The following is a 25270-nucleotide window of genomic DNA, read 5'->3' on the forward strand; positions in this document are numbered from 1 at the left end:
GCTCAGTCCTCCTTCAACAGGCGATGCATCGCCTCGTTCATGCCCTGCCAGGACGCGGTGAGCTGGGCGAGCAAGCGGCGGCCTTCGTCGTTGAGCGCGTAGTAGCGTCGGGGCGGGCCGTCTTCGATCTTCCATTCGCTGGCGAGCACGCCCTGCGCCTCCAGCCGGCGCAGCAACGGATACAGCGTGCCTTCCTCTATCGGCATGCCGCGTTCGGCCAGCGCCTGGCGCAACTCATAGCCGTAACGCGGCGTACGCAGCTGCGACAGCGTCGCCAATACCACGACACCGCGCCGCAATTCGAGTTCGAGTTTTCCGAAAGCGTCGGAATCGGCCATGCCCGGAATGGTCTGTGGTTCCACGCCCGAAGTAAACCTCGCTCAACCCACGCGCGCGAGGCGGCGGATCGCCAGGCCGCCGAACAGCACCGTCGTACCCACCAACACGCCGGCGGCGAGTGCGGGCGGCACATAGGTGAACTGCTTCACGCCGGCAAGGCCCAGCGCGAGCTGGTCGAGATGGAAGGCGGGCCACAGGATCACCCAGCGCTCGAGCGAGGCGGGCAGCGGAATGAACAGGCCCGACAGCCACATCATCGGCAAGAAGAGCAGGTTGCCCCAGGCCGGCGCGGCCGAACCCGACGACATCGCGCCGATCAGCAGGCCCATCGCCGAGAACGGAATCGTGCCGACGATGAGTACCGCCGCGATGGTCACGACTTGGCCCGTGCTGATCGTCAACTTACCGGCGAACAGCGCCGCCGCCACGACCAGGCCTACCGACAGAGCCGAGATACCCATGCCCATCAGCATCTTCGCCACGATGCTCGCGCCTGGCGGCAAGGGCATCGCGCGCTTGAGCTTGAGCAGGCCGGCTTCGCGCTCCTGTGCCAGGATCACGCCGCTGAAAATGCCGGGCATCATCGCCGCCATCGATGCGAAACCCGCGAACAGATAGTCCGCGATGCCGGCGCCGAAGGGGCTGTGCGCGCCCGCATTGCCACTGATGATGACGCCGAACAAGACATAGATCGCGACCGGCACGGCGATGAAAGGCAGGGCGAAGCCCGTCGTGCGCAGGGCGCCGAGCATTTCGTACTTCGCTTCCATCAGATAGGCGCGCAGCAGGCGCGCGACCGGCAAGGGACGGCGGTCGAAGGCCGTGGCGTTGATGGCATTGGCGACGGTGTTCATGCGGCCTCCCGCGTGAGTTCGGTGAAAGCTTCGGCTAGGCTGGCCTGCCGTACTTCGAGATGGCTCAGGGCCGGATCGGCCTCAAGCAAACGACGCACCACGGCCTCGGCATCGGCGGCGGTGACATGCACGAGCCGCGCATCGCGCACGGCATCGACGACACCGGGCCAGCGCCGGATCGACTCGACGTCCAGGGCGCTGGCGCAGCGGATGCTCTTGCGCATCACCAGCGCACGCATGTCGTCCACGCTGCCTTCGGCGACCAGGCGGCCCCTCGCCATGACGGCGACGCGATCGGCCAGGGCTTCGGCTTCTTCCAGGTAGTGCGTGGTCAGCACGATCGAACATCCTTCGGCGATCAGGGCGCGGATCGCGCGCCACATCGCCTCGCGCGCCTGCACGTCGAGACCGACCGTCGGTTCGTCGAGGAAAAGCAGGCGCGGGCGACCGGCGATCGCGACCGCGAATTGCACCTGGCGTTTCTGCCCACCCGATAGTTTGTTGTAACGCGTGTCGGCGAACGCTTCGATGCCGGCCAGCGCCACCGCCGCGTCCACCGTCAGCGGATCGCGATAGCTGCTCGCGGCGAGCGCGATGTGTTCGCGCGCATTCAACATCGGCGCGAGGTTCACATCCTGCATCATCACGCCTATGCCGAGGCGGCTATGCACGTCGGACGGCGCGCCGCCCATCAGTTGCACGAGGCCGGTATCGGCCTGCAGCGTACCCAGCCAAAGACCCATCGCCGTCGTCTTGCCGGCGCCGTTGGGGCCAAGCACGGCCAGCAGTTCGCCCGGCATCACCGCCAGGTCGAGACCATCCAGGGCCAGTGTTTCGCCGTAGCGTTTGCCGACGCCGCGCAACTGCGCGACCTGCATCGCACCATTCGCCGCGCCTGTCGTAGTCGGAATCGCCAGCGTCGCCTCGGCCTTCGCGTGGCGCGGATAACGCCGCCCGTTCAGCACTTCGCCGATGAAACCCGGACGCACGATCCAGTGATAGCTGGCGAACAGCAGGCCCAGTGTGATCGCGACGATCAATGGGAACTTGAGCGACCAGTGCAGGGGCCAATGCATCATCGTCACCTGCAGGCCGAACACGATCGGCAGGTGTGCGAGATAGAACCAATAGGCTGCATCCGCCAGATACCTTCGGGCGGGGCTTTCTGTCGCGAAGAAACGCAATGCCGCGCCGACCAGGCCGAAGGTCCAGCACCAGATGGACAGCGTATAGGCCGCTGCATACACCAGTCGATTCGAGGCCGGGCCGGCGATCGCATAGGGATCCACCGACGGCGTCGTGCCGATCAGCGAAATGCAAAGCGTCGTCAGCGCGATCGCGAGCACGAGATGGATCGCCCATTGCCCACGCAACACCTCCAGCCATTCGCGGCGCCGATGCAGCCACCAGCCGAACCCGAACGCGATGCCGTAGCCGAGCATCGCCGGCAGTTGCGGCGTCAGGCCGGTGTCGGGCGTGGGAATGCCGAACCACAGCGGCCAGTCCGGGGACAGGTACAACAACGCGCACAGGGGCGCCGCCAGCACGAAGGGCACGAGGAACCGCGACAGCATTCCGCCGACGATCGCATCGATGCGCGTGCGCAGCGCGGCACCGCGATCGATGGCGATCAACGCCGCGCGCAGTACCAGCGCCAGCGCGTAGAAGATGCACAGGTAGTACAGGAACCACAGATGCGTCAGCGGGAATCCCATTGGCGGAGGCGCCACGCCCGTCGCCGCCGCGTTCGGGAAGGTGCGCGATAGCCCCCAAAGCAGGATGCCGATCGTGATCGGCGCGAGCACGAGCCAGCCGGCCGTCATCGGCACCAGGATGCGCTTGGCGCGATCGGCCACGAAACCGCGCGCGCCACGACGATGGAAGAGCAGGCGGGCGAAGAAGCCCGCGATCATGAAGAACAGGCTCATCCTGAAGGCATGGATGACGTAGAAGCTCAGCGCCAGCGTCGTGCTGGGCGAGTTGTCCTGTGCCGGAATCGGCAGGAAGAAGGACATCGTCGCGTGCAGCACGATGCCGAGCAGCAGCGCGAAACCGCGCGCGGCGTCGAGCGCGTGCAAGCGGTCGGATTCGGGAAGGACCGGGGTGGCGGCGCTCATGGCCTGGCTCCTGGGAACCGGGGAAAGGCGGCCGACGGCGGCCCGGACCCGTGGAGCGCACAGTACTGTGCAACACACAGTAAGTCAATATGGCTGGGCGAGAACGGATCTGCTCAGTGAATATATTAATAAAAACAACAAGTTATAATGAATCCCGGCCCAGGGAAGGCCTTGGCCGCGATCAGACGCCCGCCGAACGCATCGCCAGGTAAGCGATGATCGCCACGAGCACCCAGAACAGCAGGCCGACGATGGTGGTCGTTTCGGCCAACACGGTGCGCGGGGGACGGTCTTCCGGTCTTGAACGCTTTCTGCGCTGTCGGCGCTTGCCGCGAACAGGCTTTTCAAACGGCTCCACGGAATACGCGCCTAGCGAAAACAGTGGAACGATCACAGAGCCGGTCAGATAGCCAACGGCGTAAGCGATCAGCTCGAACACGAACCGCAGCAGGATTTCGAACAGGAATTCGGCGGGCATGCGCGTCAGACGCTATCAGCCCGATTTCTTCTGCGCGATCGCCGCCAGCAGACCCGAGCGATCGAAATACACTTCGTTGCGACGGATCTTGCCGGCCTCGTCCAGTTGCACGAAACACACGCCGACGATGTCGAGCACCGACTCGCCAACCGGAATGCGCGCGCGCCACTTGTTCAGGAAGCCATCCTCCATCGGGATGCCTTCGATCTGCGACCACACCCAGTCGGGGTTGTGGGCCAGCAGCTTCGTGAAATACGCCAGCAGCGCGGGCTTGCCGCGCACGCCCTGCGTCATGCCAGGGTCGAGATAGAACGCGTCGTCGGAATAGAAATCGGCCAGTGCGGCGGGATCGTTGCCGGTCCAGGCGGGCAACCAGCGCTCGGCGAACTGTCGGGCTTCGTCGGCGCTGAGGAACTTCATTCTTTCTATTCCTGGAGGGGACGCGCTCCGATCATACCTGCTCGCTCGCGCCGAATCGTTCGCTGTCCAGACGACGGGGCATGCGCGGCGCGGACGAAGCACGCCTGCGATTGAACACCAGCTCGACGAAGATCAGGTTCGGCGCCCAGCAAATCCAGGCAATCACCGGATAGGACTGGTCGAAGGGAATCCCGGAAAGGCCGGCCGCCGGCAGATACAGGCGCAGCATCACCGCCGCGAACGTCAGCGAGAAGTTGCGCAGGACCCACTGGCGATGTTCGGCCACGCGGCCCTGGCGAATCGACAGGAACGCGCGCAGGCCGGTGTACAGCCACATCAGGGCGAGACCGGTGAAGCCCGCTTTCGAGACGATGCCGCCATAGGCGTGCGCCGCCATGTACAGCCCGGAAAGTCCGCCGAACAACACGCCGATGCCGAGGTAGACGCGGCCCGCGAGGCGGTGAATGCAGGGGAAGTGATACCTCAGTATCGGCAGCAACTGCAACGGACCGAGCAGCAGCGCGGTCGCCGACGCGAAGATGTGCGTGTAGACGATGCTCTTGTGCGACAGGAAACTCAGCCGCATCGCTTCCGGAAGGTTCGCACCCATCGGCTGAAGCGTATAGATGGCGATGGCGAGGATCGCAATCGCGAAAGAAAGGAAGGCGATGCTCAGCCAGCCCAGGGTTTTCATGGCAACGGACTCCGGGAATCGGATCGGTGTTGCCTATGGATACGGGCAGGGCGGGGGCGGTTGCAGTTCTTGCTGCAGTACCCGCAGAGGCGCAGGCCGCACCTTCCGCCTGGGCCTCAACCGTAGCGCTGCTTCACGTCGTCGATCGAATCGATCACCAGCGCTTCGAGCACCGACTTGTCGATATCGGCCATCTGTTTGAAGTACAGGCAGCACTTGCTCATCTTGTGCTTGCCGAGTTTGGTCAGCAGCGACTTCTGGTTCTCGTTCTCGCAACACAGATAGACCACCAGCTCGCGGCCGCGGATGGCGAAGCCCGCCAAGGGCGCCTCGCCGGTGCGACCGCTCGCGTAGGTGTAGCGGTAGACGCCGTAGCCGACGATGCTCGGGCCCCACATCTTTGGCGCCTTCCTGGTGATCTTCTTGAACATGGCCATCAGCGCCTTGCAGTCCTTGCCCTGCTGTTCGTTGGCGCGCGAGGCGATGTACTCCTCGATGCTCGCATCGGTGGGTTTGGTCTTGTTTTCGGCCATGGGAGCGCTAGGTCGCCGCGGGATTCCAGGGTGCCCGCCAGGAAGGAGCGTAAAACAATTCAGCGCCCGGTGCGGCAACCTGGCCCCAGGCCGGACAGCGCTGTCGGCGGCCAAGCCCCTGACATGTCCTCAGCCGTTTGAAAGGCTGGACAGGGTTTATTGATCGCGCCGGGCCGCAAGCGGCACCGACGTCAAGGTTTTTCCAGGCACTAAGCTAGATGCTCGCCTGCCACCAGATGACCGCATCGGAAATCCGGAGCGAACGCGCATCGTCGGAAGAACTGTCGAAACGGAGAACATTGTTCCCGGCCTTCAGGACGCCGGAGGCGATCACTTCCTGGAAATACTGGACGCGTCTTCCGTCGGAGTAGTTCCAGTTCCAGATCTTCTCCCCGTTCAGGCGCAGGACGATGCTCGCGTCCTCGATGTTGAGGAACTCGAGCATGAAGCCGAGGACCGAACGGGATCCGGTGTGGAGCGTGTCCGGCACTTCAAACTCCACCTGCTCGTCGCCGAACTCGGAGACCCAACTATCGGTGATGATCGTAAAGTCAGCGATTCTTGCCATGGAAACTTCCCTCCTGGCGCGATGCGCGCGTCAAAAGCAACGCAGGAATGCGATGTTCACGGACATCCGGAAAGGGCCTGGCGTCCGGATCAGCTTCGGATGAACCCTCAGGCCCCCAGATAGCTCTCCGGCACCGCAATGCCCTGCTGTCGGAAGAACGAGAGCTGGTCGAAGTAGCCGCGCTGAAAGACGATCTGATCGTTCTGGACGCGGAAGAAGCCGCAGCCACGCAATCCAGCGGGATCGCGCCACTCCAGGATGGCCCATTCACCGTCCTCGAAGAGGTTCTCGGGGATGCAGGTCATCTTGGCTCGACCAAACTCGATGTCGAACATTCGGCGAATGGCGGCGCGGCCGTGGAGCGGATCGGTCACCACCTGGTGGTTGACCGCATCGACGGCGTACAGCGACTCGAGGCCGTCGATATCCGCATCGTTGAATCGTCGAACCCATTCCTGGACCAGTTGCTTGGGTGACATATGCTCTCTTTGTTTCAGTCGAGATTCCTGGGATGGCCCCGAGCCCAGCGGCCGCCGCACGCCGGTGCGGCCTTGCCTGTTCCAATGAATGGTCAGGCCACACTTCGAAGCCATGCAAGCAATGACGGGGCGAGATCCTTGCAGCCTAAGTATGCCCGCGTGAGCCCAGCTGCCTGAACTTCGTCTTCGTCGCCGTACACCATCAATTGGCCGCGGTCGTGAAGCAATCGAAACGCCCGGCCGGGACGGCTGAATGTGATTTCGAAGTTCCCGAACGAGTTCGGATGAAAACCATTCAACGTCGCAACGAAACCCATTCCCTCGATCTCAACGAGCAGATCACCGAGGGCTTGGCGAACCCGGAGGGGGAGTGATTCAGTGGTGGAATTCCGCTCGCCCATAGGCCGCCACCCCCCGGGCAGTCAATTAGGCCGAGTCTACACCCCGGCGCTTCGCTGCAATGATCGGCTAGGTGGCCAGCACGACAAACGGAACAGCCTGGTGCCACTGGCCGTCAATCAACCATTCCAGGACGCCACGGTCGGGACGATTCTTGCTCCCGACATACCGGAGATCGCGCTCAATCAACCGACTGACGAAAGCCGTCACTTCTTCGGCCATGTCCTCGTCGAGCTCTGAGACCGGCCTGTTGTCGTAGCCTTCGTAGTCGCACCAATCGGTTGCCCGCGAACCGGAGGGGCGCTGCTCGACATCGACAAACCATTCGAGGACTTCCGCGGGAACAACGACTCGCACTTCGACATCACCGCGCACCAGCTTCAGCTCCAGGGCAGCCCCTTTGGCTGCGATGGATACGCCAGGACGTCCATCGAACTGGCGAAGCTGGTGGAAAGCCGCAGTAGTCACTGGAATCCGCCTGACGATCGAACCGGGCGGCCGCACCACGGCGGTGAGCCTTTGCCTGCGAGGCATGCTAGCAGAGGCGTGGAGGGCAAGGCCTGCGGTGTCGACGCGGCCGCTCCCATGAACTGATACAACTCATTGGGAAGGAATCTGATGGGAAATCGTCGTGCGGCCGAGATGAAACGTTACGATGCGGCTGGTGCGGTCGAACTGAACCAATCGAACTTTCTGTTCGGTGAGCAGCCCTGGATCAACCTCTTTCAAGTCGAGCCGCTTCAAGAAGATTGACTCTGTGGTGGACTGGTCTATGGGTCTGTCGATGCTTACCTGGTAGAAAAGGTAAGTGTTGTTGCGTTCGTCATGGAAAAAGGGAACCCGGTCATTTCGAATGATGCCTGGGCCGTAACACGCGAGGTACGGCTCGGCACCGGGAAGGGGCGTGCAATTGATGCTCCATGTTTCCTTGCTCTGAGGCGGACCGGAGCAACCGGCAGCTGCCAAGAGAGTGATCAGCAGAATGCACTTTGGCAGCATCGTTGGGCCTAACGTGGGAGTTCAGTCGCGGCGCATGAGAAGCGAGGCTATGAGCGCGATGCCGGCTGGAAAGAGTTGTTGCGCGTCATGCGGTATCCGCCAGCAAGGAGACGATGCTTCCAGGCTTGCGGCTCAGGATTCCGCCAGCACCTTGAAGCCACCGTAGGTCATTCTCTTCATGTCGAATGGCAAATCCAGGTTAGCCAAACGCTTGTCCTTGATGACGCGCGCGTTCACCTGGTCTCGGTGCTTCCGCGATCTGAACAGACCCCAGCCGAACACGACGGATTCCGTAGGTTTCAGTTTCAGCAGCTTGGGGAATGGAAGGCCTGGTTGCCCCTGCATCGCGTCGCCCAAGCATTCAACGTAAGCGAGCGCACCGTGCTCTCGCCAGATCTTGGCTGCCAACCGGGCGATACGGCGATACTTCGCCAGATTCTTGGTCGGGACAGGGAGAACGAATCCGTCGACATAACTCATGTTGTGTTCCTTCGTCGCCTGTGCGTTGGTCTCAGTCTTGGCTCAAGCAGTGATCATGGCGCCCAAGCCTGAATTGTGCCGCTGACCCACCACGCAGCGACTGGGGCGTCGGCTTGAATGAATTGTTAGCTGTCAGTCCCCTGGACGTTCTTGTCATACCAAGCCTCAGAGTGAACGTCAGTCCTAGCTACCGCAATCCACTCCTCTAGCTGGTCGAGTGGAATGCGTACAGTTTGTCCGTGAACATTGATCTCCAATGACAGCATCTCGTCGTCGGGGTCAGCAACGAAGCTCGCGAAATAGGTTCTTACGCCGGCGACCTCGCATGCGAGCTCTAGCTGCATTCCCTCGCCAATTGGGCCGGCCCAAATCGCCTCAATGGCGGGGTAGAGAGGGTCGTTGCTCTTCATGACAGCTAACGCCTGAATTGAGCCGCCGCCGGCCGGCAGCGGTTGCATGCGCCGAGTCTACACCCGGCGGTCGGCTTGAATGAGTTGTTAGAACCCAACGACGCGCCAGGTCGTGCTGTGGGCACCTGGGGGCCTCAAAACTCTACGATCGCGACCTCGCCAGGAATGTCGATTTGGGTGGCGAGAGCAATCGCGTCTTCCATCGACTCGGGGTAGGCATGTGACGCGGTGAGCATGTCGTACGGGTTCGCGCCGTCCCCGATGCAGAACCAGTCGATAGCTTCTTCAACGTCTTCGGCGTCAACTCCGACCACGCCAACGTACTGAACCCCTGCGGCCATCCACTCAGCGACGAGCGCATCCAGCCCGGGTCGAAGGCCGCTCGTAGAGTGCAAAACAATCTTGCGCGCCGATGGCATTTGGGTTCTAACGCTTGAATCTAGCGGGCCGCCGGCCGGCAACCCTCGCATGAGCCAAGTCTAACCCCGGCGGTCCGCTGGAATGAGTAGTTAGGCCACAACGCCGGGCCGCCTACTTGCTTTCGTGCGACCGTCCCAGCCATTCGCAAGACTCGACTCTCTTGAGTTTGTCCCAGCTCTTCACGGTACGCTTTCCGCGGGTGTCACGGTATTGGAGCATCGGCTGGCCGGATTCACGGCTGATAAGGAGCGGTCCATTCAACCCGAGCGGTCGCTTGTCGGGATGCTCGGGTAGTAGTTGTAGGTGATTCGCATTGCGACTCCACTTGCCACTGGCGGTATCGATAGGGCCAATGTCCGCGACAACCGCCAAGTTGTATGTGCCATCGGGATTGAGTTCGATAAACAGCTCGAATCCCAGCGGCACCGGGCTCGCGCCGAAATAGCACCCAGGAAGTTCGCTATCGGTCGGGATCGGGTGGGTCTTGGCTGATGCTGAGGCGCAGATGCCCCCGAGAACAATCGCAACAGCCAATTTGGTCAGGACACGCATAGGTTTTCACTTGGGGCCTAACGATTGAATTGAGCGGCCTGCCGGGATGGCTGACCGCGACTGGCTGCCAGCATACCTGCCCGCGGCCAGGCGCGGCACCGCAGCGGTGAGTAGGCCCGTTCCAATGAATTGTTAGACGCCAATGCCAGAGCTCACTTGATCATTCTTGCCAAGACAGTCGGCACGCCATAGCCCCACATGGGCAGTGACAGGCCATCAGCCTGATGCGGTAGATCACCAAAGTCGATTGAGCTCTCACCTATAACGCTCCCGCCAGACTCGGTGATCGTCTTGATGTGTGCGAGTCCGTGTTCCACGAGCGGGCGACCGGCCAAGTCCTCGGTACGCGGTGGTGCGTTGCCCCGCCAGTTCACGACACCCGCAATGAAAATCCGGGTATCGGCCTTGCCGTACTTCGTGCAAGTGCCCACCACGCACCCGGCTCCGAACGTTCCATCTGAGACCGGAATCGCCCAGAACTGGCCGCGCTTTAGGAACGCCGTTGATTTTGGAACTAGCGCCATGCTGGACGTTGGCGTCTAACGCCTGAATTGAGCCGCGGACCAATCGCGCAGCGATTGGGACGTCGGCTTGAATGAATTGTTAGACGACACGCGGAAGATCACGACGTTTCCGGTAGCGCCGTAGCCCCTCCATGACTAGAGAGAACCTGCTACTTGCTCTGTAGTTGGTCAGAATGGCGAGTCCGCCCGTTGCTGCAATGAGGGCTTTAGTAGCTAAAGGATGCAAGGCGGTTGTGCATCTATCCGCGGCGGGTGAGGCGGCGCAGATGATCTCCTTGAGCTCGACTAAGGCAGGAACAGAGGCGAAGATGCCGAGCAAAAGGAGTGAAATGGTCACCAAACCCATTAAGCGGATCATTGATAAGACAAGAAATATTTCATTGTTCGCGAGGGCTTCAAATAGAACTTCGCGACGCGCTGCCTTGGCCTTGCGGCGCTCTCTAAAGCTATCTGAGAACCTTGCAATCAGACTGGCTATCCAGTCTTTCAGAAAGCCCGCAAAAATGCTGACAATGATGCCCACCAAGAACACGGTGAACCACCAAGACGGGTCTTTGATGTTCGAGATGATGGATTGCATGGTTGTGTCGTCTAACGCCTGAATTGAGCCGCGGACCAATCGCGCAGCGATTGGGACGTCGGCTTGAATGAATTGTTAGGCGTCTGCCTCAAGCAGCTCGCCTGCCTGTTGGAAATTGCCCTGCGAAACTAGCACAGCGGCTTGCGCAGCCCTAGCCATTTGCTCATCAGTGATGGTGGGAAGTGCCGACGCCGCGAAGCCGCCAAGCGCCACCAGCGCGCTTGCGAAGCTCTCCCGCATCTCCGCGGACGCATCAACTGGATTGTCATTGTCAGCAATGGCGATTGAGGCGGGAAGTAAGAAGAAGCTGAGGGTTGCTTTGTTTGGAGCCCGTGACAGCGTAGAGACGATCCGAGGAACGACCGCGATAGACGCCGGATAAATGTCGCCTTGATGGTAGAGTGCGCTCCAAAGGGAGAACCACGGCTCAGCATGCCAATCTGCCTCAGTCGGAAAGGTCTCAGTACGCTGCAGTAATGCCGGGATATCACTGGCAGAGCCGAAGGCATGGTGCAGCCGTTCCCAGTCAACCGTTTGCGATGCAGTCATGTGCTGACGCCTAACGCCTGAATTGAGCCGCGGACCGATCGCGCAGCGATTGGGACGTCGGCTTGAATGAATTGTTAGGCCGCACTAGTGCATGACTCCCCAGGACTCACAAATGCCGCCAAATGGCTGCATTGTTGAGCTGGTGCGGCGCTGAACGGAAGTAACTCCCTCGTAGGTGATGGGCCCAACAACCTGGAAGAGAACGTACCCGTCTCCGTCCTCATCTGGCTCGAACACCTCAATGCTGCCGTACTGCGAACGGAGTACCTCAAGTGCCGCTGAAGCAGGAGGCCAGGACTCAAATTCCACGTTGTAGTCAACGGCATAAGGTTTGGAGAAATCGAAGCCGTTGGCCTCAAGACGCCGAAACACATCCCCATCCGCATCATCTGGCCAGCTCATTGAACTCTCCATGCGGCCTAACGCCTGAATTGAGCCGCCGCCGGCCGGCAGCGGTTGTGTGCGGCGAGTCTACACCCGGCGGTCGGCTTGAATGAATTGTTAGGCGCCAGAATCTCTCGCCTTGCGATCTTTGGCTGCATGAATTTGAGCGGCAACCTCGGGCTCTAAGCTCCAAGTCATGTGGCATGCACATCCTTCTACTGGGCATTCCATCCAGCCTTCGGTTGGAGGATCGCCGTACCCCAGAAGGCGATGGGGATTGAAGGGGTGACCGCACTGCTCGCAAAGCTCATCTGAGCCTGGGATTTCAGCGGAATCCTGAGTCGTTGCCATCCTGTTTGGCGCCTAACGCCTGAATTGAGCCGCCGCCGGCCGGCAGTGGTTGTATGCGGCGAGTCTACACCCGGCGGTCGGCTTGAATGAATTGTTAGGGCCCACATTTTGTTGGAGCCAAGCGAGACCAGCCTGAGAATGATACTGCGCCGCTTGGCAATGTGAGAGTGCCATTTCGGTTCCGGTGCAAAGTGGTGGATTTGTTGATCAGGGCGCCGTTTGGTTTGCTTGCCTGGAGATAGATCTCGCTTCCAGACAACGACCAATTGCCAGTCGCATCACCCCAAACAGTGATATCTCCCTGGAGCCGCGCAGAAAAGGTGCCGTCAGACGAAAGACGAAGATATAGATGGTTGTATCTGCTTCCATCTCCCGCGGAGAAGCAGCCAACTGGGTCGACAGAAACTGAGCTCGTGGCGCACGCGCAAAGGCATAGCAATACTGACATCGACGACAGGATGCGCATGTGGGCCCTAACGCCTGAATTAAGCCGACCCGCGAAGCGGGTTCGGCTTGAATGAACTGTTAGGTGCCACGCCACGCTGTGCAATGAGCTCAGCGGCCTCGGCGAGATTCTTGCGGTCGAAGTCCATCTCGTCTTGGTAACCATCATAAGGCGTACGAAATGTGACTGTCCGATCGCCGACTTGCAGGAGCAGCCTGGGGACCCAGCGTGAGTCTTTGAAGCTGGCCTGCTTGATGTCGGAGAGCGGGTAGCGCCGCCAACGGGCGAGCCATAGCCAGAATGGCGAGAACAAGTAAACGGCGCTGCCAGTAATGGCAATTCCGTAGTCCCAGGTGCGATGAAAGGTAGGATTACTCGCGCACCAGATGACTTCCTCATCTTCCGACAATGTCAGCTTTGAGAACGGGAAGTGCCGGAGTGCGTCCATGTGGCACCTAACGCCTGAATTTAGCTGCGGACCAATCGCGCAGCGATTGGGACGTCGGCTTGAATGAACTGTTAGGCATTTGACCCGGAAAGACGGCGTTTGAGCAAGCGGACAGCTTTGGCGCGCCCATCATTGGACGGCAAGGCCTCTAGCCTGGAAATCTCTTGTTCCAGATCATGTCGGCTGCGGACGGCAGCTTGGTATGTTGCCAACTCCCGAGCCAAACGCTCTTGAGCCAATTGTTGCTGCAATGCCGCCCACTCACGGGGCTTGCCCTTGGGCGGGACCGGAATCTTGTAACCAAGGTACACGCACAGCTTGCCGCAAGTCGGGCAGGGAACCTCAGCGGTATAGGCCGTGTTGCGCCTTACCGAAGCGCGACACTCAAAGCACACCCAAGCCGCCGTACCCATGATTCAAATGCCTAACGCCTGAGTTGAGCGGCATTGAGCCGCCGAGAGCTACCAGTCTATGACATGAACCTGGCTGCGGCCCAATGTCCGCTTGAACGACTGGTTAGCCGCCGTACTGGCTGCCTAGGGAAACCAGAAGCACCGTATAGGCGCACACGCCAAGCCACCAGATCAGGCGATACCAGCTGGGAGATACAAATACCATGACAAGCTCGATGAGCGAGACCGCTGCGCCGAGCAGAAACAGAAAGACCAACGCGACGGCTCCGCCATGGACGTTGTTGAAGTCGCCCCAGCCCATGACTAGCAAGCCCAGCTGAATGAGTGCGGCAAGGGAAACGAGTAGGAGCTCGAACCAGCGAAGCTTGGCGCGCCCGGCGAAAGCGATTGCCAAGCAGACCGTCAGAAGACTTAGAAGAATTACGAGAAGGGCCAACGGAAACCTAAGCGGCTAACGCCTGAATTGAGCCGCGGAACAATCGCGCAGCGATTGGGACGTCGGCTTGAATGAATTGTTAGGCCGCACTAATGCATGACTCCCCAGGACTCACAAATGCCGCCAAATGGCTGCATTGTTGAGCTGGTGCGGCGCTGAACGGAAGTAACTCCCTCGTAGGTGATGGGCCCGACAACTTGGAAGAGAACGTACCCGTCTCCGTCCTCATCTGGCTCGAACACCTCAATGCTGCCGTACTGCGAACGGAGTACCTCAAGTGCCGCTGAAGCAGGAGGCCAGGACTCAAAGTCCACGTTGTAGTCAACGGCGTAAGGTTTGGAGAAATCGAAGCCATTGGCCTCAAGACGCCGAAACACATCCCCATCCGCATCATCTGGCCAGCTCATTGAACTCTCCATGCGGCCTAACGCCTGAGTTAAGCCGGCCCGCTGAGCGGGCGCGGCGATGGTTCAATCATAGCGCCAGCGCCGAGACCGCGAAGCGGGCTCGGCTTGAACGAATTGTTAGGGCGCGCTAGCTGAAAGAAAGACGGCGAGGGTCCTGCGCCTCGCCGTTGTGTTGCTCAGTGGGTGAGGAGGAGCCAAATGACAAGCAGGAGCTTGGTCGCTTGGCGCAGGTCCACCTTGACCCTGACGGAGATAGTCAGCATGTCGGTTGTCCGGCATGTGGCGTCCCCGGTGCACCGAGGACACCGTGAAAGTGCCCTCCATTCTTTAGCGTGGCGTTGCTACCACGTCACACCGGCGGGCTAGCACCGCAAGTGCAATTTCCGAGTCCTCCCATACCCTTGTCCTTTCACGCGGCGCCGGGTTTACGTCTGGCTAGGACGGGGTTGCCAGCCCCTCTGTCGTCGGGGCCATTCACGAGGTGCGCTAGTTGGATGGATATGGAACTTCCCGTTGAGCAGCTGGAGGGCCACTCCGGCTCCTTTCCAGGGAGCCTAGACCGCCTGATCGGGCACCGCCCGGACGATCTAAACGCACCATGGGGATAGTGAACCTGGCTTTCAAGGGCGGAAATTCTCTGAAGCGCCCTAACGCCTGAATTAAGCCGACCCGCGAAGCGGGTTCGGCTTGAATGAATTGTTAGGCCGTAGCTACCGGCACGGCAGTGAGCCAACCTTGCAGCCAGGTAGCTAGTGCCTGGCGATCAATATCATTCTCGCGGCCTGTCTCAACGGCTTGCATGAGCTGGCCATAGACAAGCTGTGCCTCTTTTACGCGCCCGTACTCCACTCCCTCAAGTGCGGTGCTGCTTCCGTAGAGTTCGGATGCGAATGATCTGACAGAGATGCGATCATGCTCGTAGTCCTGACCAACTTCCCGAAGCCGGGCCACAATGGTTGAGTTCGACATATCTTTCTCTGCGGCCTAACGCCTGAATTAAGCCGAGCCGCGAAGCGGCTTCGGCTTGAATGAATTGTTAGGCGATTCCTGCGACCGCCGCTTCGTATTGCGATCGCTCGAAAACAAAAGGACCGAACTCATTGTAGTGCCAATGACCGGCGGCAGAGTCCTCGCCCCTATGCGGCTGTTCAAATGAGCTCCAGACGACCTCGCTTGGGCCGACGTCAATTTGCACCAACAATGGCCAACAGCCGGGCGAGCCACATTGGCACGCTAGTAGTTCAACTCTATTGTTCTCGTCCGCGTCGATTCCAAGAAAGGCATCACGGGTAGAAGTTGACGCATAGGGCCAGGCGTAACCACCGGCAATATTTGAGTGCCCCTCGCGTTGGGCATATGGCATCTCGTGAGCTCGGAGCATCTCTAAAAAATCATTCCCATCAACGCTAATGCGTACGGCACGATAAGGCACTTCCATCGCATCTTGCGATTCTTCTATTTGGATTGCGATGGTGTTCACAAGAATCGCCTAACGCCTGAATTAAGCCGTGCCGCGAAGCGGCATCGGCTTGAATGAATTGTTAGGCGCCGCCACTCGGAGTGGATGCGCGGGATTGTCACGTATAAAAGCCTCAACGTCAGCTAACCTGTCCGGAAGCGGTGGCCCTGAGGTGCTGCGATAGCTGAAGAAGCGGAAGCCCGCCGCGAACAAGGCTTGGACCTTTGCCCATTGCGCCAAGTCCTTAGCGGGAGGCGCTTTGAAGGAGCGCCCCATCTCGTGGATTGTCCCGCCGCAACTAGGGCATACGGCCGACAAGTCTTGGCGGGGCGCGACCTTGAAGCTCTTGCGGCAGTCAAAGCAGGCATGGGCAATCAAGTACTTTGGACTTGGCATGCGATTCACCTGCAAAGGCGCCTAACGCCTGAGTTAAGCCGGGCCGCTTTGCGGCCACGGCAGAGTGACAATCCTACGACGCTCTGCCGTGGCCGCAAAGAGGGCTCGGCTTGAACGAATTGTTAGCGCTAAGGCAGTAGAGCAATGGGCGGCTCTGTGCACTCTGGATAGTTTGCGTCCACGAGCGGCCCGATCACGATTGATGAAGCTTCCGGTCTGAACGATAGCCAAGAACGAAGAGTCTCCCGGTCACTCTCGCTGGCGGACCCGATGCCATCGCGGTACACAAACGCTGATTCATTGCCGGCGAATAGCAGCTTGTTGGCTTCGATATGGGCGATGAGCGCGTCCCAGAAGCCGTTACTCTGCGCAATGGTCAGTTCATCGGACAACTTGAAGTCGACCTGGAACCCGAACTCTTGAAACTCGGCAATCCGAAGCTTCTTGCAAAGGCGGCGCTTACGCGGAGAGCGAGCCATTGGCTTCATTAGCGCTAACGCCTGAATTCAGCCGCCGCCGGTCGGCAGCGGTTGCTTGCGCCGATTCTACACCCGGCGGTCGGCTTGAATGACTAGTTAGGCCGCAATCGACGTTTCGAGGTTTGCGTGGAGCTGACGCAGCCGAACAAAACAATAGATTGGAGCGGCGATGACCCCGGCAAACAGCACGCCCACCAGCCAGGCAAGCCGCTGCCGTATCTCGATTGGGACGTCGAGCAGGATATAGATCGCCAGCAGGATCGTGCTAATAGAGTGCAGAGCAAAAGCGACGAACCACCAGTAGGCTATTACGTGCTGAAGGAAGCCAACAAACAGAAGATTGCAATTAGCCAGTCCTGGGTCGCAGAAGTATTCTCTTGCGAGGTAGTTCATCACGTCGATTCCGCCGAGAACTGCGAAAGCGACAATCGCGAACGGCGCCAGCACTACAACGAACAGGGTTCGTAGCAAGTAAATCCGTGCTTTCATTGCGGCCTAACGACGTGTAGACCCCAAAGTGGGGTGATAAACCGTATGGTCGGTTGAGCAGTGGTGCCCGTCAAGGGCAGATTCTTACAGGGTTTTCCGTCATTTTCCTTGCCAAGTCCTAAGCCGGATCGAGCTACGGTTCGCGGCATGACACGGCAAAACCACCCCGATACAGAATATCGGGGTCAGGACACCCCGAATAAGATTCCCAACGGCGGCGTGCCACCGCCTCGCCTGATGGATCAAGTTCGCGCCCGCTTGCGCCTCAAACACTACAGTTTGCGGACAGAGAAGGCTTATCTCTATTGGATTCGTCGGTATATCCACGAGCAAGGCAAGCGCCATCCTCGCGAGCTCGGCGGGGTGGCCGTTGAAGGATTTCTCTCGCGACTTGCGACAACGTACCAAGTATCCGCCAGCACCCAGTCGCAAGCGCTGTCAGCCTTGCTGTTCCTGTATCGGGAAGTGCTGGCAATCGATCTTCCCTGGATGGAGAACATCGTTCGGGCGAAGAAGTCCCGTTTCATCCCGGTCGTGCTGTCGCGAGCCGAGGTGGCCAGGGCGCTTGGGATCCTGCAAGGGCGGGAATGGCTGATGGCCAGTTTGATGTACGGCAGTGGATTACGCGTGATGGAATGCGTCCGCTTGCGCGTCAAGGATGTGGATTTCGAACGACACGAGATCGTGGTTCGCGATGGCAAGGGCGGGAGGGACAGGCGCACGATCCTGCCAAGCAGTCTGGTGGAACCCCTGAGCCGACAATGCCGGGAGGTGGCCGTTCTGCATCGCCGTGATCTGGACGCGGGCTTCGGCGAAGTCTGGCTGCCGTTTGCGTTGGCAAGGAAGTACCGAAGCGCGCCGCGCGAGCTTGGGTGGCAGTACATGTTCCCGGCGAGCCGCCGGGGAATCGATCCCCTCGACGGGCGCGAGCGCCGACATCACATCGACGAAAAGATCGTGCAGCGAGCCATGCGTCGGGCGGTGGTGGAGGCCGGCATCGTCAAACCGGCGAGTTGTCACACCCTGCGTCATTCTTTCGCCACACACCTGCTGGAGTCGGGTTCCGATATCCGCACCGTGCAAGAGTTGCTGGGCCACAAAGACGTGACGACCACGCAGATATATGCCGCACATGGATGTGCAAATGACGCGAAGGGCAGGACGCCCGAGAGCGTCCACGCATGTACTGAACCGTGGCGCTTCGGCGGTGCTCAGCCCTCTGGATCGGAGTTGACGGCGCGATGCGCCAGCCCCCGCTCCGGTGGCCCGAACAATTGCTTCAGTGCACCACGCAATCCCTGCGCGCGTCGCGCGTCGCGGAACATCGCGGCCCATTCGTGGAAGGTCAGGGTGATCGGGTTGTGGCTGTGCACTTGGCCGATGATGCCGTACTCGCAGGGCACGGCCAGGTCTTCCTCGACGAAGCTGCCGAACAGCTTGTCCCAGATGATCAGCACGCCGGCGTAGTTGCGGTCGATGTACTTGGCGTTGCGCGCATGGTGAACGCGGTGGTGCGAAGGCGTGTTGAACACCTTCTCGATCCAGCCGAGTTTGCCGATGGCCTGCGTGTGCACGAAGAACTGGAAACCGAGGTTGATGGCGACGACGGCCACGATATGCGTCGGTTCGAACCCCAGCCAGGCCAGCGGCAGCCAGAATAGCCACATGCCGGAGATCGGGTAGGTCAGGCTCTGCCGGAAGGCGGTGGACAGGTTCAGGCGTTCGGAGGAGTGATGGGTGACGTGCGAGGCCCACATCCAGCGGATGCGGTGATGCGCTCTGTGAAACCAGTAGTAGAAGAAATCCTGGCCGAGCACGAGCAGAAGAATGCCCCACCACGTCGCCGGCACGTCGAACAAACGATGCTGGTAAACGAGATAGAACAGGCCGATCGTCAGTGTCCAGGCGACGGCATCGGCGACTTGGTGCATCAGCGCGAGGCCCGCGTTCGAAAACGTGTCGACCCAGCTATAGATTTCCGGCCGGCGCGAACGCCAGTACCAGGCTTCCCAGACGATGAGCCCGAGGAAGACCGGCGCCATGCCGAGCAGGATCCACTTCTCCATCAGCGCGGTCCTTGCGCCAGCGCGCGCAGGCATTCGCGCATCGCGCGCTGCATGAAGAGTTTCAGCAGGGGCGCGGCCAGCGGCCAGACCAGCGGCGTGGTCAAGGTGAAGACGTAGTCCCAGCGCACGTCGGTGCCTTCGGGGATCCGGATGAATCCTTCGGCCATGAGGTTGTAATGCGCAACGGCAGCCACCGGGGCGAATCGCCAGTCGGCTTCGCCCTTGCGCACCAGCCAGGCCAGCGGCGGGCGCAGGCCGGAGAGTTCGTAGGCGTGGCGCACGCCGGGCTCGAAGGCGGTGATGCGCTCGTGCAGCACCGCGCCATCGCTGCTGTGCACCGCGCGTTGCGCGCCCAATGCCGGCTCGCCCAGCAGCTCGATCCTCGTCAGCGCTGGAATCGGCCCGGCGCCCCGAAAGGCGGCGACGAAACCTTGCGGATCGAGCGACTGCGCGAACACGAGCGCGGGCGCGGCGGCGAAACGCTGTTCGGCGGAGAGTCGGACTTGCATGCGGCCAGTGTTGCCGGACCCGCGCGCCCAGTAAAGGGTCGTTTCACCAACCACCAACCCGGTGCCAGAAAGAGGTTGGTGGTTCGTGGTGCGTGGTTTGTGGTGAAAAGCGACGGGCAAGGCTTTGCTGCTCTAACCACAGACCACCCATCACGCACCATCAACCCATTCTCAGTCTGCGTACTTGACCGAACAACCATAGGGCCGCGTCAGGGCGACACTGACCGGCTTGCCTGCCTTCAGTTCGGCCAGCGCCTTCGGTACGTACTGGGTGGCGGCGGCGATGTCGCCAGGGTCCGAACTCGGATTGCTGTCGATCGCGCCGGCGTAACGCAGTAGGCCGCGGCCGTCGATGATGTACATATGCGGCGTCGTCTTGGCGGCATAGGCGCGGCCGACGCTACCCTGCGGATCGAAAAGATAGGCGGACTGCGCAGCGCCGAGTCGGGTACGCGTGGCCTGGGCCTGTGCGGCATCCATATGCCCTTGCTTGCCGTCGGCGGACGAGTTGATCGTCAACCAGACGACGCCGGCCGCCGTGGCGGCGCGTTGCTGCGCCTGCATGTTCCCCGCGCCGTAATGCTTCTTGACGAAGGGGCACTCGGGATTGTTCCACTCCAGCACGACGGTCTTGCCCGCGTAGTCCGCCAGCGCGTGCTTCTTCCCGGTGGAGTCGATCAATGCGAATGCGGGTGCCGGTTTTCCGACCGCAGCCGTCGCGGCGGCGGCATCCTTTGCGGCGGGATCTTCGTAGGCCGCGAAGGCCAGGGCACCGACCAGGGCGGTGGCGAGCAGTCTGGTTTTCATCGTTTTCTCCTCCAGGCGAACAGCATCAGAACCAGGATCAGGCCGCCGGACAGGGCGTACAGCATCACGGACGACGGCCTGGGCGTGACGGGTTTCTTGTCGGTGAGTGCGGGCGTAGTGGTGGGCGCAGGCAGCGCGGCGGCGTGGGCGGCAGGCGCCGCGAGGCGGGCGACGAAACGTCGGGCAACGCCTTCGTCTTCGACCGCGACCATCGCAACCTCTGCAGGCAGGGTGGTGAAGTATTCGCTCTTGGACCATCGCGCCTGCCAGGTGTCGGCCGTGCGGCGCCACTGCGGATGCGCGCCGTTGGCGACGAGCTCGGGCGTTTCCGGAAACCATTGCCATGCCACCGGCATCGCGGCGGCGTCGAGGCCGCTCAACGTCAATAGCATCGCATCGCCGTCTTCGGCGATCGTCAGCACGGCCGGGGATTCGCTCGGCTGGTCGCGGCGTGCGGTCGCGAAATCGCCTTGCCATTGCCGATCGGGCTCGGCCGTGCGCCGCACCGGTAAATCGAGCGCGTACTCGGCCTTGCCGGGGATGCAGTTCTCTTCGCAGATCAGCCAGCGCGCCTTGACGCGGACCGGCAGCGTCAAGGCGGCGTAGTCGGCAGGAATCGCGATGATCACCGGCAGCAAATGGCGACCGCTGTAGCCGAAGTTGACGATGCCGGATATTTCGAAACGCTCCGGATGCGGCCAGGCGATCGGCGCGGCGACCACGCCCGGCGGCAGCGTCAGGTCGAGCCGCGTCGGCAGGCCGGAATCGCCCGGGTTGCGCCAATAGGTATGCCAATGCGGATCGTGCTCGAGCAGCAAACCCAACGTCAGGCGCGAACCCGGAACGGCGGTCGACGTTTCAGCGACCAGTCGTGAGCGCAGATGATCGGTCTGCACCGGCCCCGAGCCTGCCGCGAACGCGCCCGCCGACGCCAACCATGCGGCGAGCAAGGCGAACGACAGCTGCGGAATCAATGAGCGCGTCATGCCGGCACGAGGTCCTTCATGGATCTGGCGACGCGTCCAGCCTACCGCGATCGGCACCGCCGATCGCGTGCCGAAGGTCGGGGCCGGCAATTCGCAGGCCGGGCTTCGCGTCGTAGGCTGGGCTGACAAGCCCAGCACATCGGGATCACTCTCGGCGCTGGGCGTCGCGTCGTAGGCTGGGCTGACAAGCCCAGCACGATCTAGCGATGATCAATGCTGGCCTTCGTAATGCTCAGCCCAAGCCTACGGTTCTCGCCCAGCCTGCCGTCTGGGCTACCGCCCACGACACAGCACCCACCATCAACCCGCTCTCAAACGTCGATCATGGTCTTGAAGCCGCCCCAGAACATGCGCTTGCCATCGAAAGGCATCTTCTTCGGGTCCATGTATTTCGCCAGGCGCGGGTCGGACATGATCTTCTTGTTGGCGGTATCGCGCGCCTTGCGCGACTTGAAGATGGCGAAGGCGAAAACCACCACTTCGCCTTTCTTCAGCTTCACGCTCTGCGGAAACGAGGTCCACTTGCCGGGCTTGACGTCGTCCTCGACGGATTCGAGGTACTGCAGGCAGCCGTGATCCTTCCAGACCTTGCTGGCGAGGCGTGCCATCTTCTTGTAGTCGGCGAGTTTGGCTTGCGGAATCGGAAGAACGAAACCATCGACATAACGGGCCATGCGATTTCTCCTTGGGTGATCAGTGCGAAGCGCCCGAACGCGGTTGCTCGCGGATCGGGCGGAGGGGGCGGACTTCCACGCAGCCGACTTTCGCCGGCGGAATCTTGCTGGCGAGCTGGATCGCCTCGTTCAGGTCGCGCGCTTCGATCAGGTAGAACCCGGCAAGCGCTTCCTTCGTTTCGGCGAACGGGCCGTCGAACACCGACAGGCGACCGTTGCGCACGCGTACCGTCGTCGCGGTCGCGACCGGCTGCAGCGCTTCCGACGCGAGGCAATGGCCGCTCTCGCGCAGCTCGCGGTCGTAGGCCAGGCATTCGTGGTCGTCCATTTCGGCGATGCGGTCTTCTTCGCCGTAGACCAGGCACAGGTATTTCATCTCAGTCTCCTTGCCGTGCTTTTTCGAATGCCGTCATGTCCATGACCATCGGCTCCCAGATGTGGCCGTCGAGGTCCTGGAAGGAATGCGAATACATGAAACCGTAGTCGTCCGGCGCTCGCAGGGTCTTGCCGCCATGCGCGACCGCGAGGCGCACCAGTTCGTCCACCTGGGCGCGGCTGTCCAGCGAGATGCAGAGCAGGACCTCGGACGCCTTCTTCGCGTCGCTGATCGGCAGCGGGGTGAACTGGCGGAACTTTTCCTGCGTCAGCAGCATGACCGCCATGTTCTCGCCGACGATCATGCAGGTGGCGGTCTCGTCGGTGAACTGCGGGTTGAAGGAAAAACCGAGCGCGGTGTAGAACGCGATCGACTTCGGCAAGTCCTGCACCGGCAGGTTGACGTAAAGGCCGCCGGCGGTGAGGGGTTTGGCATTGTTCATGGCATTGCGCCTCAGGCTTGGGCAACGGGGAAGTTGAGCATCCACTGCACGCCGAAGCGGTCGGTGAAGCTGGCGAAGTAGGCGCCCCAGAACATGTGCTGCAGCGGCATTTCGATCTTGCCGCCTTCCGACAGCGCCTTGAACAGGCGTTCGGTTTCGGCCTGCGTATCGGGTTCGAGGCTGATGGAAACGTTGTTGCCGAAGCTCAGCTTGCCCATCGCCTCGGGGGTGTCGGTGCCCATCAGCGAGTGACCGCCGTACAGGGGCAGTTCGACATGCATGACGTAGTTGGCTTCGGCTTCGGCCGGCGGCGGGCAGTCGGGCATCGGCGGGATATCGCTGAAGCGGCGGATGCCGCCGTTGAATTCGCCGCCGAAGACCGAGCGGTAGAACAGGAAGGCGGCTTCGGTATTGCCCTGGAAGTTCAGGTAGGTGTTGACGCGTGCCATGGAGAAACTCCGTTGCGAAAGGGGTGGTGCGATGCCGGGAGCGCGGGCCTTCAGGCCTTGCCGCCGTGCGCCTGGCGGAACGCGGCATCGCCGTCCATGCCGATCTCGCGGAAACGCTCGAGCGACTCGCTCTCACCGAAATCCTCGAGCTCGAACATCTGCCGCACCTCGATCGCGCAGGGCGAGTCGTCGTGGTTCGGATTCGGGAAACGGCGCGACCATTCCAGCGCCTGCTCGCGCGTGTCCGTCCGGATGATGGTGAAACCGGCGATGATTTCCTTGGTCTCGGTGAAGGGCCCGTCCACGACGGTGCGGGTGTTGCCGTCGTAGTGCACGCGCCAGCCCTTGCTGGTCGCCTGCAGGCCGGAGCCGTCGATCAGCACGCCGGCGGCGGCGAGCTCCTCGTGGTATTTCGCCATCTCGGCGAACTTGGCTTCCGAGGGGCATGACGCTGGCTTCGGAGGCGGCGCTGGCCTTGACGATGATCATGAAACGCATGGGAATCTCCTGGGTTCTGGGGTGGCAGGCCGGCCTGGTTCGCGCCGCCTTCACTAGCTAGTCGAACGGGGCGGCGCCATTTCGACATCGTCCCGAAAAAATATTCCCGCCGTTCAGCCGAGCGCCGCCAGGCGGTCTTCCAGGAAGCGCCGTTCGGCGGCCTGCCGGGTCAAAGCCAGAGCGGCGACGTAGGCTTCGCGGGCTTCTTCGCGGCGGTCGAGGCGGCGGTAGAGATCGGCACGGGCCGCATGCGCCAGCCCATAGTCCGCCAGTTCGCCGCTGATGATCAGCGGGTCGATCAGGGCGAGGCCGGTTTCGGCGCCATCGCGCATGGCGACGGCGACGGCACGATTGAGCGCGATCACGGGCGAAGGGTGGACGCGCAACAGCACGTCGTACAGGCCAATGATCTGCGCCCAGTCGGTGGCATCGGCCGTCGCGGCCTGCGCATGCACGGCGGCGATCGCCGCCTGGATCGCATAGGGGCCGATGCGTCCGTCGCGAAACACGCGCTCCACCAGCGGCAGGCCTTCGGCGATCTGCGCATGGTTCCAGCGCGCGCGGTCCTGGTCTTCGAGCAGGACCAGTTCGCCCTCGGCCGACATCCGTGCGTCGCGCCGCGAATCCTGCAACAGCATCAAGGCCAGCAGCGACAGCGCTTCCGGCTCGGGCAACAGTTCCACCAGCAAACGTCCGAGCCGGATCGCCTCATTCGACAGTTCATGCCGCAGCAGGCTGTCGCCCGAATGCGCGCTATAGCCTTCGTTGAACACCAGGTAGATCACCCGCAGCACCGAGTCGAGTCGTTGCGGCAATTCGTTCGCCGTAGGGACTTCGTAGGGAATGCCGGCGTCGCGGATCTTGGCTTTCGCGCGCACGATGCGCTGCGCCAGGGTCGGCGCCGGCGTCAGGAACGCGGCGGCGATGTCTTCCGTGGCGAGGCCGCAGACTTCGCGCAGCGTCAGTGCGACCTGCGCATCCGACGCCAGGGCCGGATGGCAGCAGGTGAACACCAGGCGCAGGCGATCGTCTTCGACGCTGTCGGCCTCGGCCGATGGATCGTCCGTACCGCCGACATCGTGCCTTCCCTCGTCGAAAGCGTCGAAGCGCGCGGCGCGGCGCAGCGCGTCGATCGCCTTGAAGCGCCCGGCCGACACCAGCCAGGCGCGCGGCTTGTCGGGCAGGCCTTCGCGTGGCCAGCGTTCGAGCGCGGCGCGGAAGGCTTCGTGCAAGGCTTCTTCGGCGACGTCGAAATCGCCGAGCAATCGGATCAGCGTCGCCAGTACCGCGCGCGATTCGCGCCGGTAGATCGCTTCGATGCTCCCTGCCGTGGCTTCTGGCATCGCGCGTTCTCTCCGTGA

Annotated in this window: 34 protein-coding genes and 2 pseudogenes; 2 read left to right on the forward strand and 34 right to left on the reverse strand. The window is 61.6% G+C overall.

Going from position 1 to position 25270, the window contains the following annotated elements; translation table 11 throughout:
• Positions 1-2: 2 nt before the first annotated feature.
• The 11 genes and pseudogenes from QM707_RS14075 to QM707_RS14125 all read right to left on the reverse strand — a co-directional run bounded on the left by QM707_RS14075 (position 3) and on the right by QM707_RS14125 (position 7388).
• Complete coding sequence (locus QM707_RS14075) at positions 3-338, reverse strand: PadR family transcriptional regulator (RefSeq protein WP_415002508.1); 336 nt, start codon at positions 336-338, stop codon at positions 3-5.
• A gap of 42 nt (positions 339-380) precedes the next feature.
• Complete coding sequence (locus QM707_RS14080; RefSeq protein ID WP_415002509.1) at positions 381-1193, reverse strand: ABC transporter permease; 813 nt, start codon at positions 1191-1193, stop codon at positions 381-383.
• Positions 1190-2071, reverse strand: coding sequence for an ABC transporter ATP-binding protein (locus QM707_RS14085; RefSeq protein WP_415002810.1), 882 nt, complete (start codon positions 2069-2071; stop codon positions 1190-1192). Before QM707_RS14085 ends, QM707_RS14080 begins: the two co-directional genes overlap by 4 nt.
• A gap of 138 nt (positions 2072-2209) precedes the next feature.
• Positions 2210-3310: pseudogene (locus QM707_RS14090) on the reverse strand (acyltransferase family protein); the annotation flags it as partial.
• 181 nt (positions 3311-3491) lie between these two features.
• Positions 3492-3788: a hypothetical protein gene (locus QM707_RS14095; RefSeq protein ID WP_415002510.1), complete on the reverse strand. Its 297-nt coding sequence runs from the start codon at positions 3786-3788 to the stop codon at positions 3492-3494.
• A 15-nt stretch (positions 3789-3803) separates the two neighbouring features.
• Entirely contained in the window at positions 3804-4208 is a 405-nt protein-coding gene (locus QM707_RS14100; protein ID WP_415002511.1) for a YybH family protein, read from the reverse strand.
• 31 nt (positions 4209-4239) lie between these two features.
• Positions 4240-4902, reverse strand: coding sequence for a DUF2306 domain-containing protein (locus QM707_RS14105; protein WP_415002512.1), 663 nt, complete (start codon positions 4900-4902; stop codon positions 4240-4242).
• 116 nt (positions 4903-5018) lie between these two features.
• Entirely contained in the window at positions 5019-5435 is a 417-nt protein-coding gene (locus QM707_RS14110; protein ID WP_415002513.1) for a DUF1801 domain-containing protein, read from the reverse strand.
• A 214-nt stretch (positions 5436-5649) separates the two neighbouring features.
• A complete protein-coding gene (locus QM707_RS14115; protein ID WP_415002514.1) occupies positions 5650-6003 on the reverse strand; it encodes a hypothetical protein in 354 nt (117 codons plus the stop codon).
• A gap of 107 nt (positions 6004-6110) precedes the next feature.
• A complete protein-coding gene (locus tag QM707_RS14120) occupies positions 6111-6482 on the reverse strand; it encodes a nuclear transport factor 2 family protein (protein WP_415002515.1) in 372 nt (123 codons plus the stop codon).
• Between the two features lie 468 nt (positions 6483-6950).
• Complete coding sequence (locus QM707_RS14125) at positions 6951-7388, reverse strand: hypothetical protein (RefSeq protein ID WP_415002516.1); 438 nt, start codon at positions 7386-7388, stop codon at positions 6951-6953.
• A 111-nt stretch (positions 7389-7499) separates the two neighbouring features.
• Here QM707_RS14125 and QM707_RS14130 point away from each other — a divergent pair, with 111 nt between their 5' ends.
• Positions 7500-7634 carry a hypothetical protein gene (locus tag QM707_RS14130; protein ID WP_415002517.1) on the forward strand — a complete coding sequence of 45 codons (135 nt, stop codon included), beginning with the start codon at positions 7500-7502 and terminating at the stop codon, positions 7632-7634.
• Between the two features lie 378 nt (positions 7635-8012).
• Here the strand turns inward: QM707_RS14130 and QM707_RS14135 are convergent, their stop codons facing one another.
• From QM707_RS14135 to QM707_RS14195, 13 genes are all read right to left on the reverse strand, one after another.
• On the reverse strand, positions 8013-8360 hold the full coding sequence (locus tag QM707_RS14135; protein ID WP_415002518.1) for a DUF1428 domain-containing protein: 348 nt from the start codon (positions 8358-8360) through the stop codon (positions 8013-8015).
• 125 nt (positions 8361-8485) lie between these two features.
• Positions 8486-8818, reverse strand: a complete 333-nt coding sequence (locus QM707_RS14140; protein ID WP_415002519.1) for a hypothetical protein — start codon at positions 8816-8818, stop codon at positions 8486-8488.
• 86 nt (positions 8819-8904) lie between these two features.
• Positions 8905-9189 carry a hypothetical protein gene (locus QM707_RS14145; protein ID WP_415002520.1) on the reverse strand — a complete coding sequence of 95 codons (285 nt, stop codon included), beginning with the start codon at positions 9187-9189 and terminating at the stop codon, positions 8905-8907.
• A 112-nt stretch (positions 9190-9301) separates the two neighbouring features.
• Positions 9302-9742: a hypothetical protein gene (locus tag QM707_RS14150; protein ID WP_415002521.1), complete on the reverse strand. Its 441-nt coding sequence runs from the start codon at positions 9740-9742 to the stop codon at positions 9302-9304.
• Between the two features lie 603 nt (positions 9743-10345).
• Positions 10346-10846 (reverse strand): hypothetical protein, encoded by a 501-nt coding sequence (locus QM707_RS14155; protein ID WP_415002522.1) that lies wholly within the window; start codon positions 10844-10846, stop codon positions 10346-10348.
• A 75-nt stretch (positions 10847-10921) separates the two neighbouring features.
• A complete protein-coding gene (locus QM707_RS14160; protein ID WP_415002523.1) occupies positions 10922-11395 on the reverse strand; it encodes a hypothetical protein in 474 nt (157 codons plus the stop codon).
• A gap of 84 nt (positions 11396-11479) precedes the next feature.
• A complete protein-coding gene (locus tag QM707_RS14165) occupies positions 11480-11797 on the reverse strand; it encodes a ribonuclease E inhibitor RraB (RefSeq protein ID WP_415002524.1) in 318 nt (105 codons plus the stop codon).
• Positions 11798-12615: 818 nt separating this feature from the next.
• Positions 12616-13023, reverse strand: a complete 408-nt coding sequence (locus QM707_RS14170; protein ID WP_415002525.1) for a hypothetical protein — start codon at positions 13021-13023, stop codon at positions 12616-12618.
• A 516-nt stretch (positions 13024-13539) separates the two neighbouring features.
• On the reverse strand, positions 13540-13830 hold the full coding sequence (locus QM707_RS14175) for a hypothetical protein (protein ID WP_415002526.1): 291 nt from the start codon (positions 13828-13830) through the stop codon (positions 13540-13542).
• A 131-nt stretch (positions 13831-13961) separates the two neighbouring features.
• Positions 13962-14279: a ribonuclease E inhibitor RraB gene (locus QM707_RS14180; RefSeq protein WP_415002527.1), complete on the reverse strand. Its 318-nt coding sequence runs from the start codon at positions 14277-14279 to the stop codon at positions 13962-13964.
• Positions 14280-15315: 1036 nt separating this feature from the next.
• Positions 15316-15759 carry a hypothetical protein gene (locus QM707_RS14185; protein WP_415002528.1) on the reverse strand — a complete coding sequence of 148 codons (444 nt, stop codon included), beginning with the start codon at positions 15757-15759 and terminating at the stop codon, positions 15316-15318.
• 503 nt (positions 15760-16262) lie between these two features.
• On the reverse strand, positions 16263-16622 hold the full coding sequence (locus tag QM707_RS14190) for a YggL family protein (RefSeq protein WP_415002529.1): 360 nt from the start codon (positions 16620-16622) through the stop codon (positions 16263-16265).
• 87 nt (positions 16623-16709) lie between these two features.
• Positions 16710-17102: a hypothetical protein gene (locus QM707_RS14195; RefSeq protein WP_415002530.1), complete on the reverse strand. Its 393-nt coding sequence runs from the start codon at positions 17100-17102 to the stop codon at positions 16710-16712.
• Between the two features lie 237 nt (positions 17103-17339).
• Between QM707_RS14195 and QM707_RS14200 the strand changes: the two are divergent.
• Positions 17340-18227, forward strand: a pseudogene (locus tag QM707_RS14200) (integron integrase); the annotation flags it as partial.
• An 86-nt stretch (positions 18228-18313) separates the two neighbouring features.
• On the opposite strand, the gene QM707_RS14205 reads toward QM707_RS14200, so the two are convergent.
• The 10 genes from QM707_RS14205 to QM707_RS14250 form a co-directional block, all read right to left on the reverse strand.
• Complete coding sequence (locus QM707_RS14205) at positions 18314-19168, reverse strand: sterol desaturase family protein (protein ID WP_415002531.1); 855 nt, start codon at positions 19166-19168, stop codon at positions 18314-18316.
• Positions 19168-19677, reverse strand: a complete 510-nt coding sequence (locus tag QM707_RS14210; RefSeq protein WP_415002532.1) for an SRPBCC family protein — start codon at positions 19675-19677, stop codon at positions 19168-19170. Before QM707_RS14210 ends, QM707_RS14205 begins: the two co-directional genes overlap by 1 nt.
• 171 nt (positions 19678-19848) lie before the next feature.
• The gene (locus QM707_RS14215) at positions 19849-20484 is read right to left on the reverse strand and encodes a redoxin domain-containing protein (protein ID WP_415002533.1); all 636 of its coding nucleotides are present in this window, start codon (positions 20482-20484) and stop codon (positions 19849-19851) included.
• Positions 20481-21470 (reverse strand): protein-disulfide reductase DsbD domain-containing protein, encoded by a 990-nt coding sequence (locus QM707_RS14220; RefSeq protein ID WP_415002534.1) that lies wholly within the window; start codon positions 21468-21470, stop codon positions 20481-20483. The genes QM707_RS14215 and QM707_RS14220 overlap by 4 nt, the downstream gene beginning before the upstream one ends.
• Positions 21471-21781: 311 nt before the next feature.
• A complete protein-coding gene (locus QM707_RS14225; RefSeq protein ID WP_415002535.1) occupies positions 21782-22144 on the reverse strand; it encodes a DUF1428 domain-containing protein in 363 nt (120 codons plus the stop codon).
• A 19-nt stretch (positions 22145-22163) separates the two neighbouring features.
• Positions 22164-22520: a YciI family protein gene (locus tag QM707_RS14230; RefSeq protein ID WP_415002536.1), complete on the reverse strand. Its 357-nt coding sequence runs from the start codon at positions 22518-22520 to the stop codon at positions 22164-22166.
• Position 22521: 1 nt separating this feature from the next.
• Positions 22522-22962 carry a VOC family protein gene (locus QM707_RS14235; RefSeq protein ID WP_415002537.1) on the reverse strand — a complete coding sequence of 147 codons (441 nt, stop codon included), beginning with the start codon at positions 22960-22962 and terminating at the stop codon, positions 22522-22524.
• Positions 22963-22973: 11 nt separating this feature from the next.
• Positions 22974-23411: a VOC family protein gene (locus QM707_RS14240; RefSeq protein WP_415002538.1), complete on the reverse strand. Its 438-nt coding sequence runs from the start codon at positions 23409-23411 to the stop codon at positions 22974-22976.
• A gap of 50 nt (positions 23412-23461) precedes the next feature.
• The gene (locus QM707_RS14245; protein WP_415002539.1) at positions 23462-23830 is read right to left on the reverse strand and encodes a YciI family protein; all 369 of its coding nucleotides are present in this window, start codon (positions 23828-23830) and stop codon (positions 23462-23464) included.
• A 192-nt stretch (positions 23831-24022) separates the two neighbouring features.
• Positions 24023-25252, reverse strand: a complete 1230-nt coding sequence (locus QM707_RS14250) for an RNA polymerase sigma factor (RefSeq protein WP_415002540.1) — start codon at positions 25250-25252, stop codon at positions 24023-24025.
• Positions 25253-25270: the final 18 nt, after the last annotated feature.

It is taken from the genome of Arenimonas sp., from assembly GCF_047602345.1.
In the GTDB taxonomy this organism is placed as follows: Bacteria; Pseudomonadota; Gammaproteobacteria; order Xanthomonadales; family Xanthomonadaceae; genus Arenimonas.

Coding starts and splice junctions, on each gene's coding strand:
- QM707_RS14130 (WP_415002517.1), top strand. CDS start 7,500: ATGGGAAATCGTCGTGCGGCCGAGATGAAACGTTACGATGCGGCTGGT.
- QM707_RS14160 (WP_415002523.1), bottom strand. CDS start 11,395: ATGACTGCATCGCAAACGGTTGACTGGGAACGGCTGCACCATGCCTTC.
- QM707_RS14115 (WP_415002514.1), bottom strand. CDS start 6,003: ATGGCAAGAATCGCTGACTTTACGATCATCACCGATAGTTGGGTCTCC.
- QM707_RS14250 (WP_415002540.1), bottom strand. CDS start 25,252: ATGCCAGAAGCCACGGCAGGGAGCATCGAAGCGATCTACCGGCGCGAA.
- QM707_RS14110 (WP_415002513.1), bottom strand. CDS start 5,435: ATGGCCGAAAACAAGACCAAACCCACCGATGCGAGCATCGAGGAGTAC.
- QM707_RS14085 (WP_415002810.1), bottom strand. CDS start 2,071: ATGCAGGTCGCGCAGTTGCGCGGCGTCGGCAAACGCTACGGCGAAACA.
- QM707_RS14150 (WP_415002521.1), bottom strand. CDS start 9,742: ATGCGTGTCCTGACCAAATTGGCTGTTGCGATTGTTCTCGGGGGCATC.
- QM707_RS14075 (WP_415002508.1), bottom strand. CDS start 338: ATGGCCGATTCCGACGCTTTCGGAAAACTCGAACTCGAATTGCGGCGC.
- QM707_RS14225 (WP_415002535.1), bottom strand. CDS start 22,144: ATGGCCCGTTATGTCGATGGTTTCGTTCTTCCGATTCCGCAAGCCAAA.
- QM707_RS14240 (WP_415002538.1), bottom strand. CDS start 23,411: ATGGCACGCGTCAACACCTACCTGAACTTCCAGGGCAATACCGAAGCC.
- QM707_RS14235 (WP_415002537.1), bottom strand. CDS start 22,962: ATGAACAATGCCAAACCCCTCACCGCCGGCGGCCTTTACGTCAACCTG.
- QM707_RS14195 (WP_415002530.1), bottom strand. CDS start 17,102: ATGAAAGCACGGATTTACTTGCTACGAACCCTGTTCGTTGTAGTGCTG.
- QM707_RS14140 (WP_415002519.1), bottom strand. CDS start 8,818: ATGCAACCGCTGCCGGCCGGCGGCGGCTCAATTCAGGCGTTAGCTGTC.
- QM707_RS14120 (WP_415002515.1), bottom strand. CDS start 6,482: ATGTCACCCAAGCAACTGGTCCAGGAATGGGTTCGACGATTCAACGAT.
- QM707_RS14100 (WP_415002511.1), bottom strand. CDS start 4,208: ATGAAGTTCCTCAGCGCCGACGAAGCCCGACAGTTCGCCGAGCGCTGG.
- QM707_RS14215 (WP_415002533.1), bottom strand. CDS start 20,484: ATGAAAACCAGACTGCTCGCCACCGCCCTGGTCGGTGCCCTGGCCTTC.
- QM707_RS14080 (WP_415002509.1), bottom strand. CDS start 1,193: ATGAACACCGTCGCCAATGCCATCAACGCCACGGCCTTCGACCGCCGT.
- QM707_RS14210 (WP_415002532.1), bottom strand. CDS start 19,677: ATGCAAGTCCGACTCTCCGCCGAACAGCGTTTCGCCGCCGCGCCCGCG.
- QM707_RS14105 (WP_415002512.1), bottom strand. CDS start 4,902: ATGAAAACCCTGGGCTGGCTGAGCATCGCCTTCCTTTCTTTCGCGATT.
- QM707_RS14230 (WP_415002536.1), bottom strand. CDS start 22,520: ATGAAATACCTGTGCCTGGTCTACGGCGAAGAAGACCGCATCGCCGAA.
- QM707_RS14190 (WP_415002529.1), bottom strand. CDS start 16,622: ATGAAGCCAATGGCTCGCTCTCCGCGTAAGCGCCGCCTTTGCAAGAAG.
- QM707_RS14165 (WP_415002524.1), bottom strand. CDS start 11,797: ATGAGCTGGCCAGATGATGCGGATGGGGATGTGTTTCGGCGTCTTGAG.
- QM707_RS14180 (WP_415002527.1), bottom strand. CDS start 14,279: ATGAGCTGGCCAGATGATGCGGATGGGGATGTGTTTCGGCGTCTTGAG.
- QM707_RS14170 (WP_415002525.1), bottom strand. CDS start 13,023: ATGGACGCACTCCGGCACTTCCCGTTCTCAAAGCTGACATTGTCGGAA.
- QM707_RS14205 (WP_415002531.1), bottom strand. CDS start 19,168: ATGGAGAAGTGGATCCTGCTCGGCATGGCGCCGGTCTTCCTCGGGCTC.
- QM707_RS14095 (WP_415002510.1), bottom strand. CDS start 3,788: ATGCCCGCCGAATTCCTGTTCGAAATCCTGCTGCGGTTCGTGTTCGAG.
- QM707_RS14145 (WP_415002520.1), bottom strand. CDS start 9,189: ATGCCATCGGCGCGCAAGATTGTTTTGCACTCTACGAGCGGCCTTCGA.
- QM707_RS14245 (WP_415002539.1), bottom strand. CDS start 23,830: ATGGCGAAATACCACGAGGAGCTCGCCGCCGCCGGCGTGCTGATCGAC.
- QM707_RS14220 (WP_415002534.1), bottom strand. CDS start 21,470: ATGACGCGCTCATTGATTCCGCAGCTGTCGTTCGCCTTGCTCGCCGCA.
- QM707_RS14135 (WP_415002518.1), bottom strand. CDS start 8,360: ATGAGTTATGTCGACGGATTCGTTCTCCCTGTCCCGACCAAGAATCTG.
- QM707_RS14155 (WP_415002522.1), bottom strand. CDS start 10,846: ATGCAATCCATCATCTCGAACATCAAAGACCCGTCTTGGTGGTTCACC.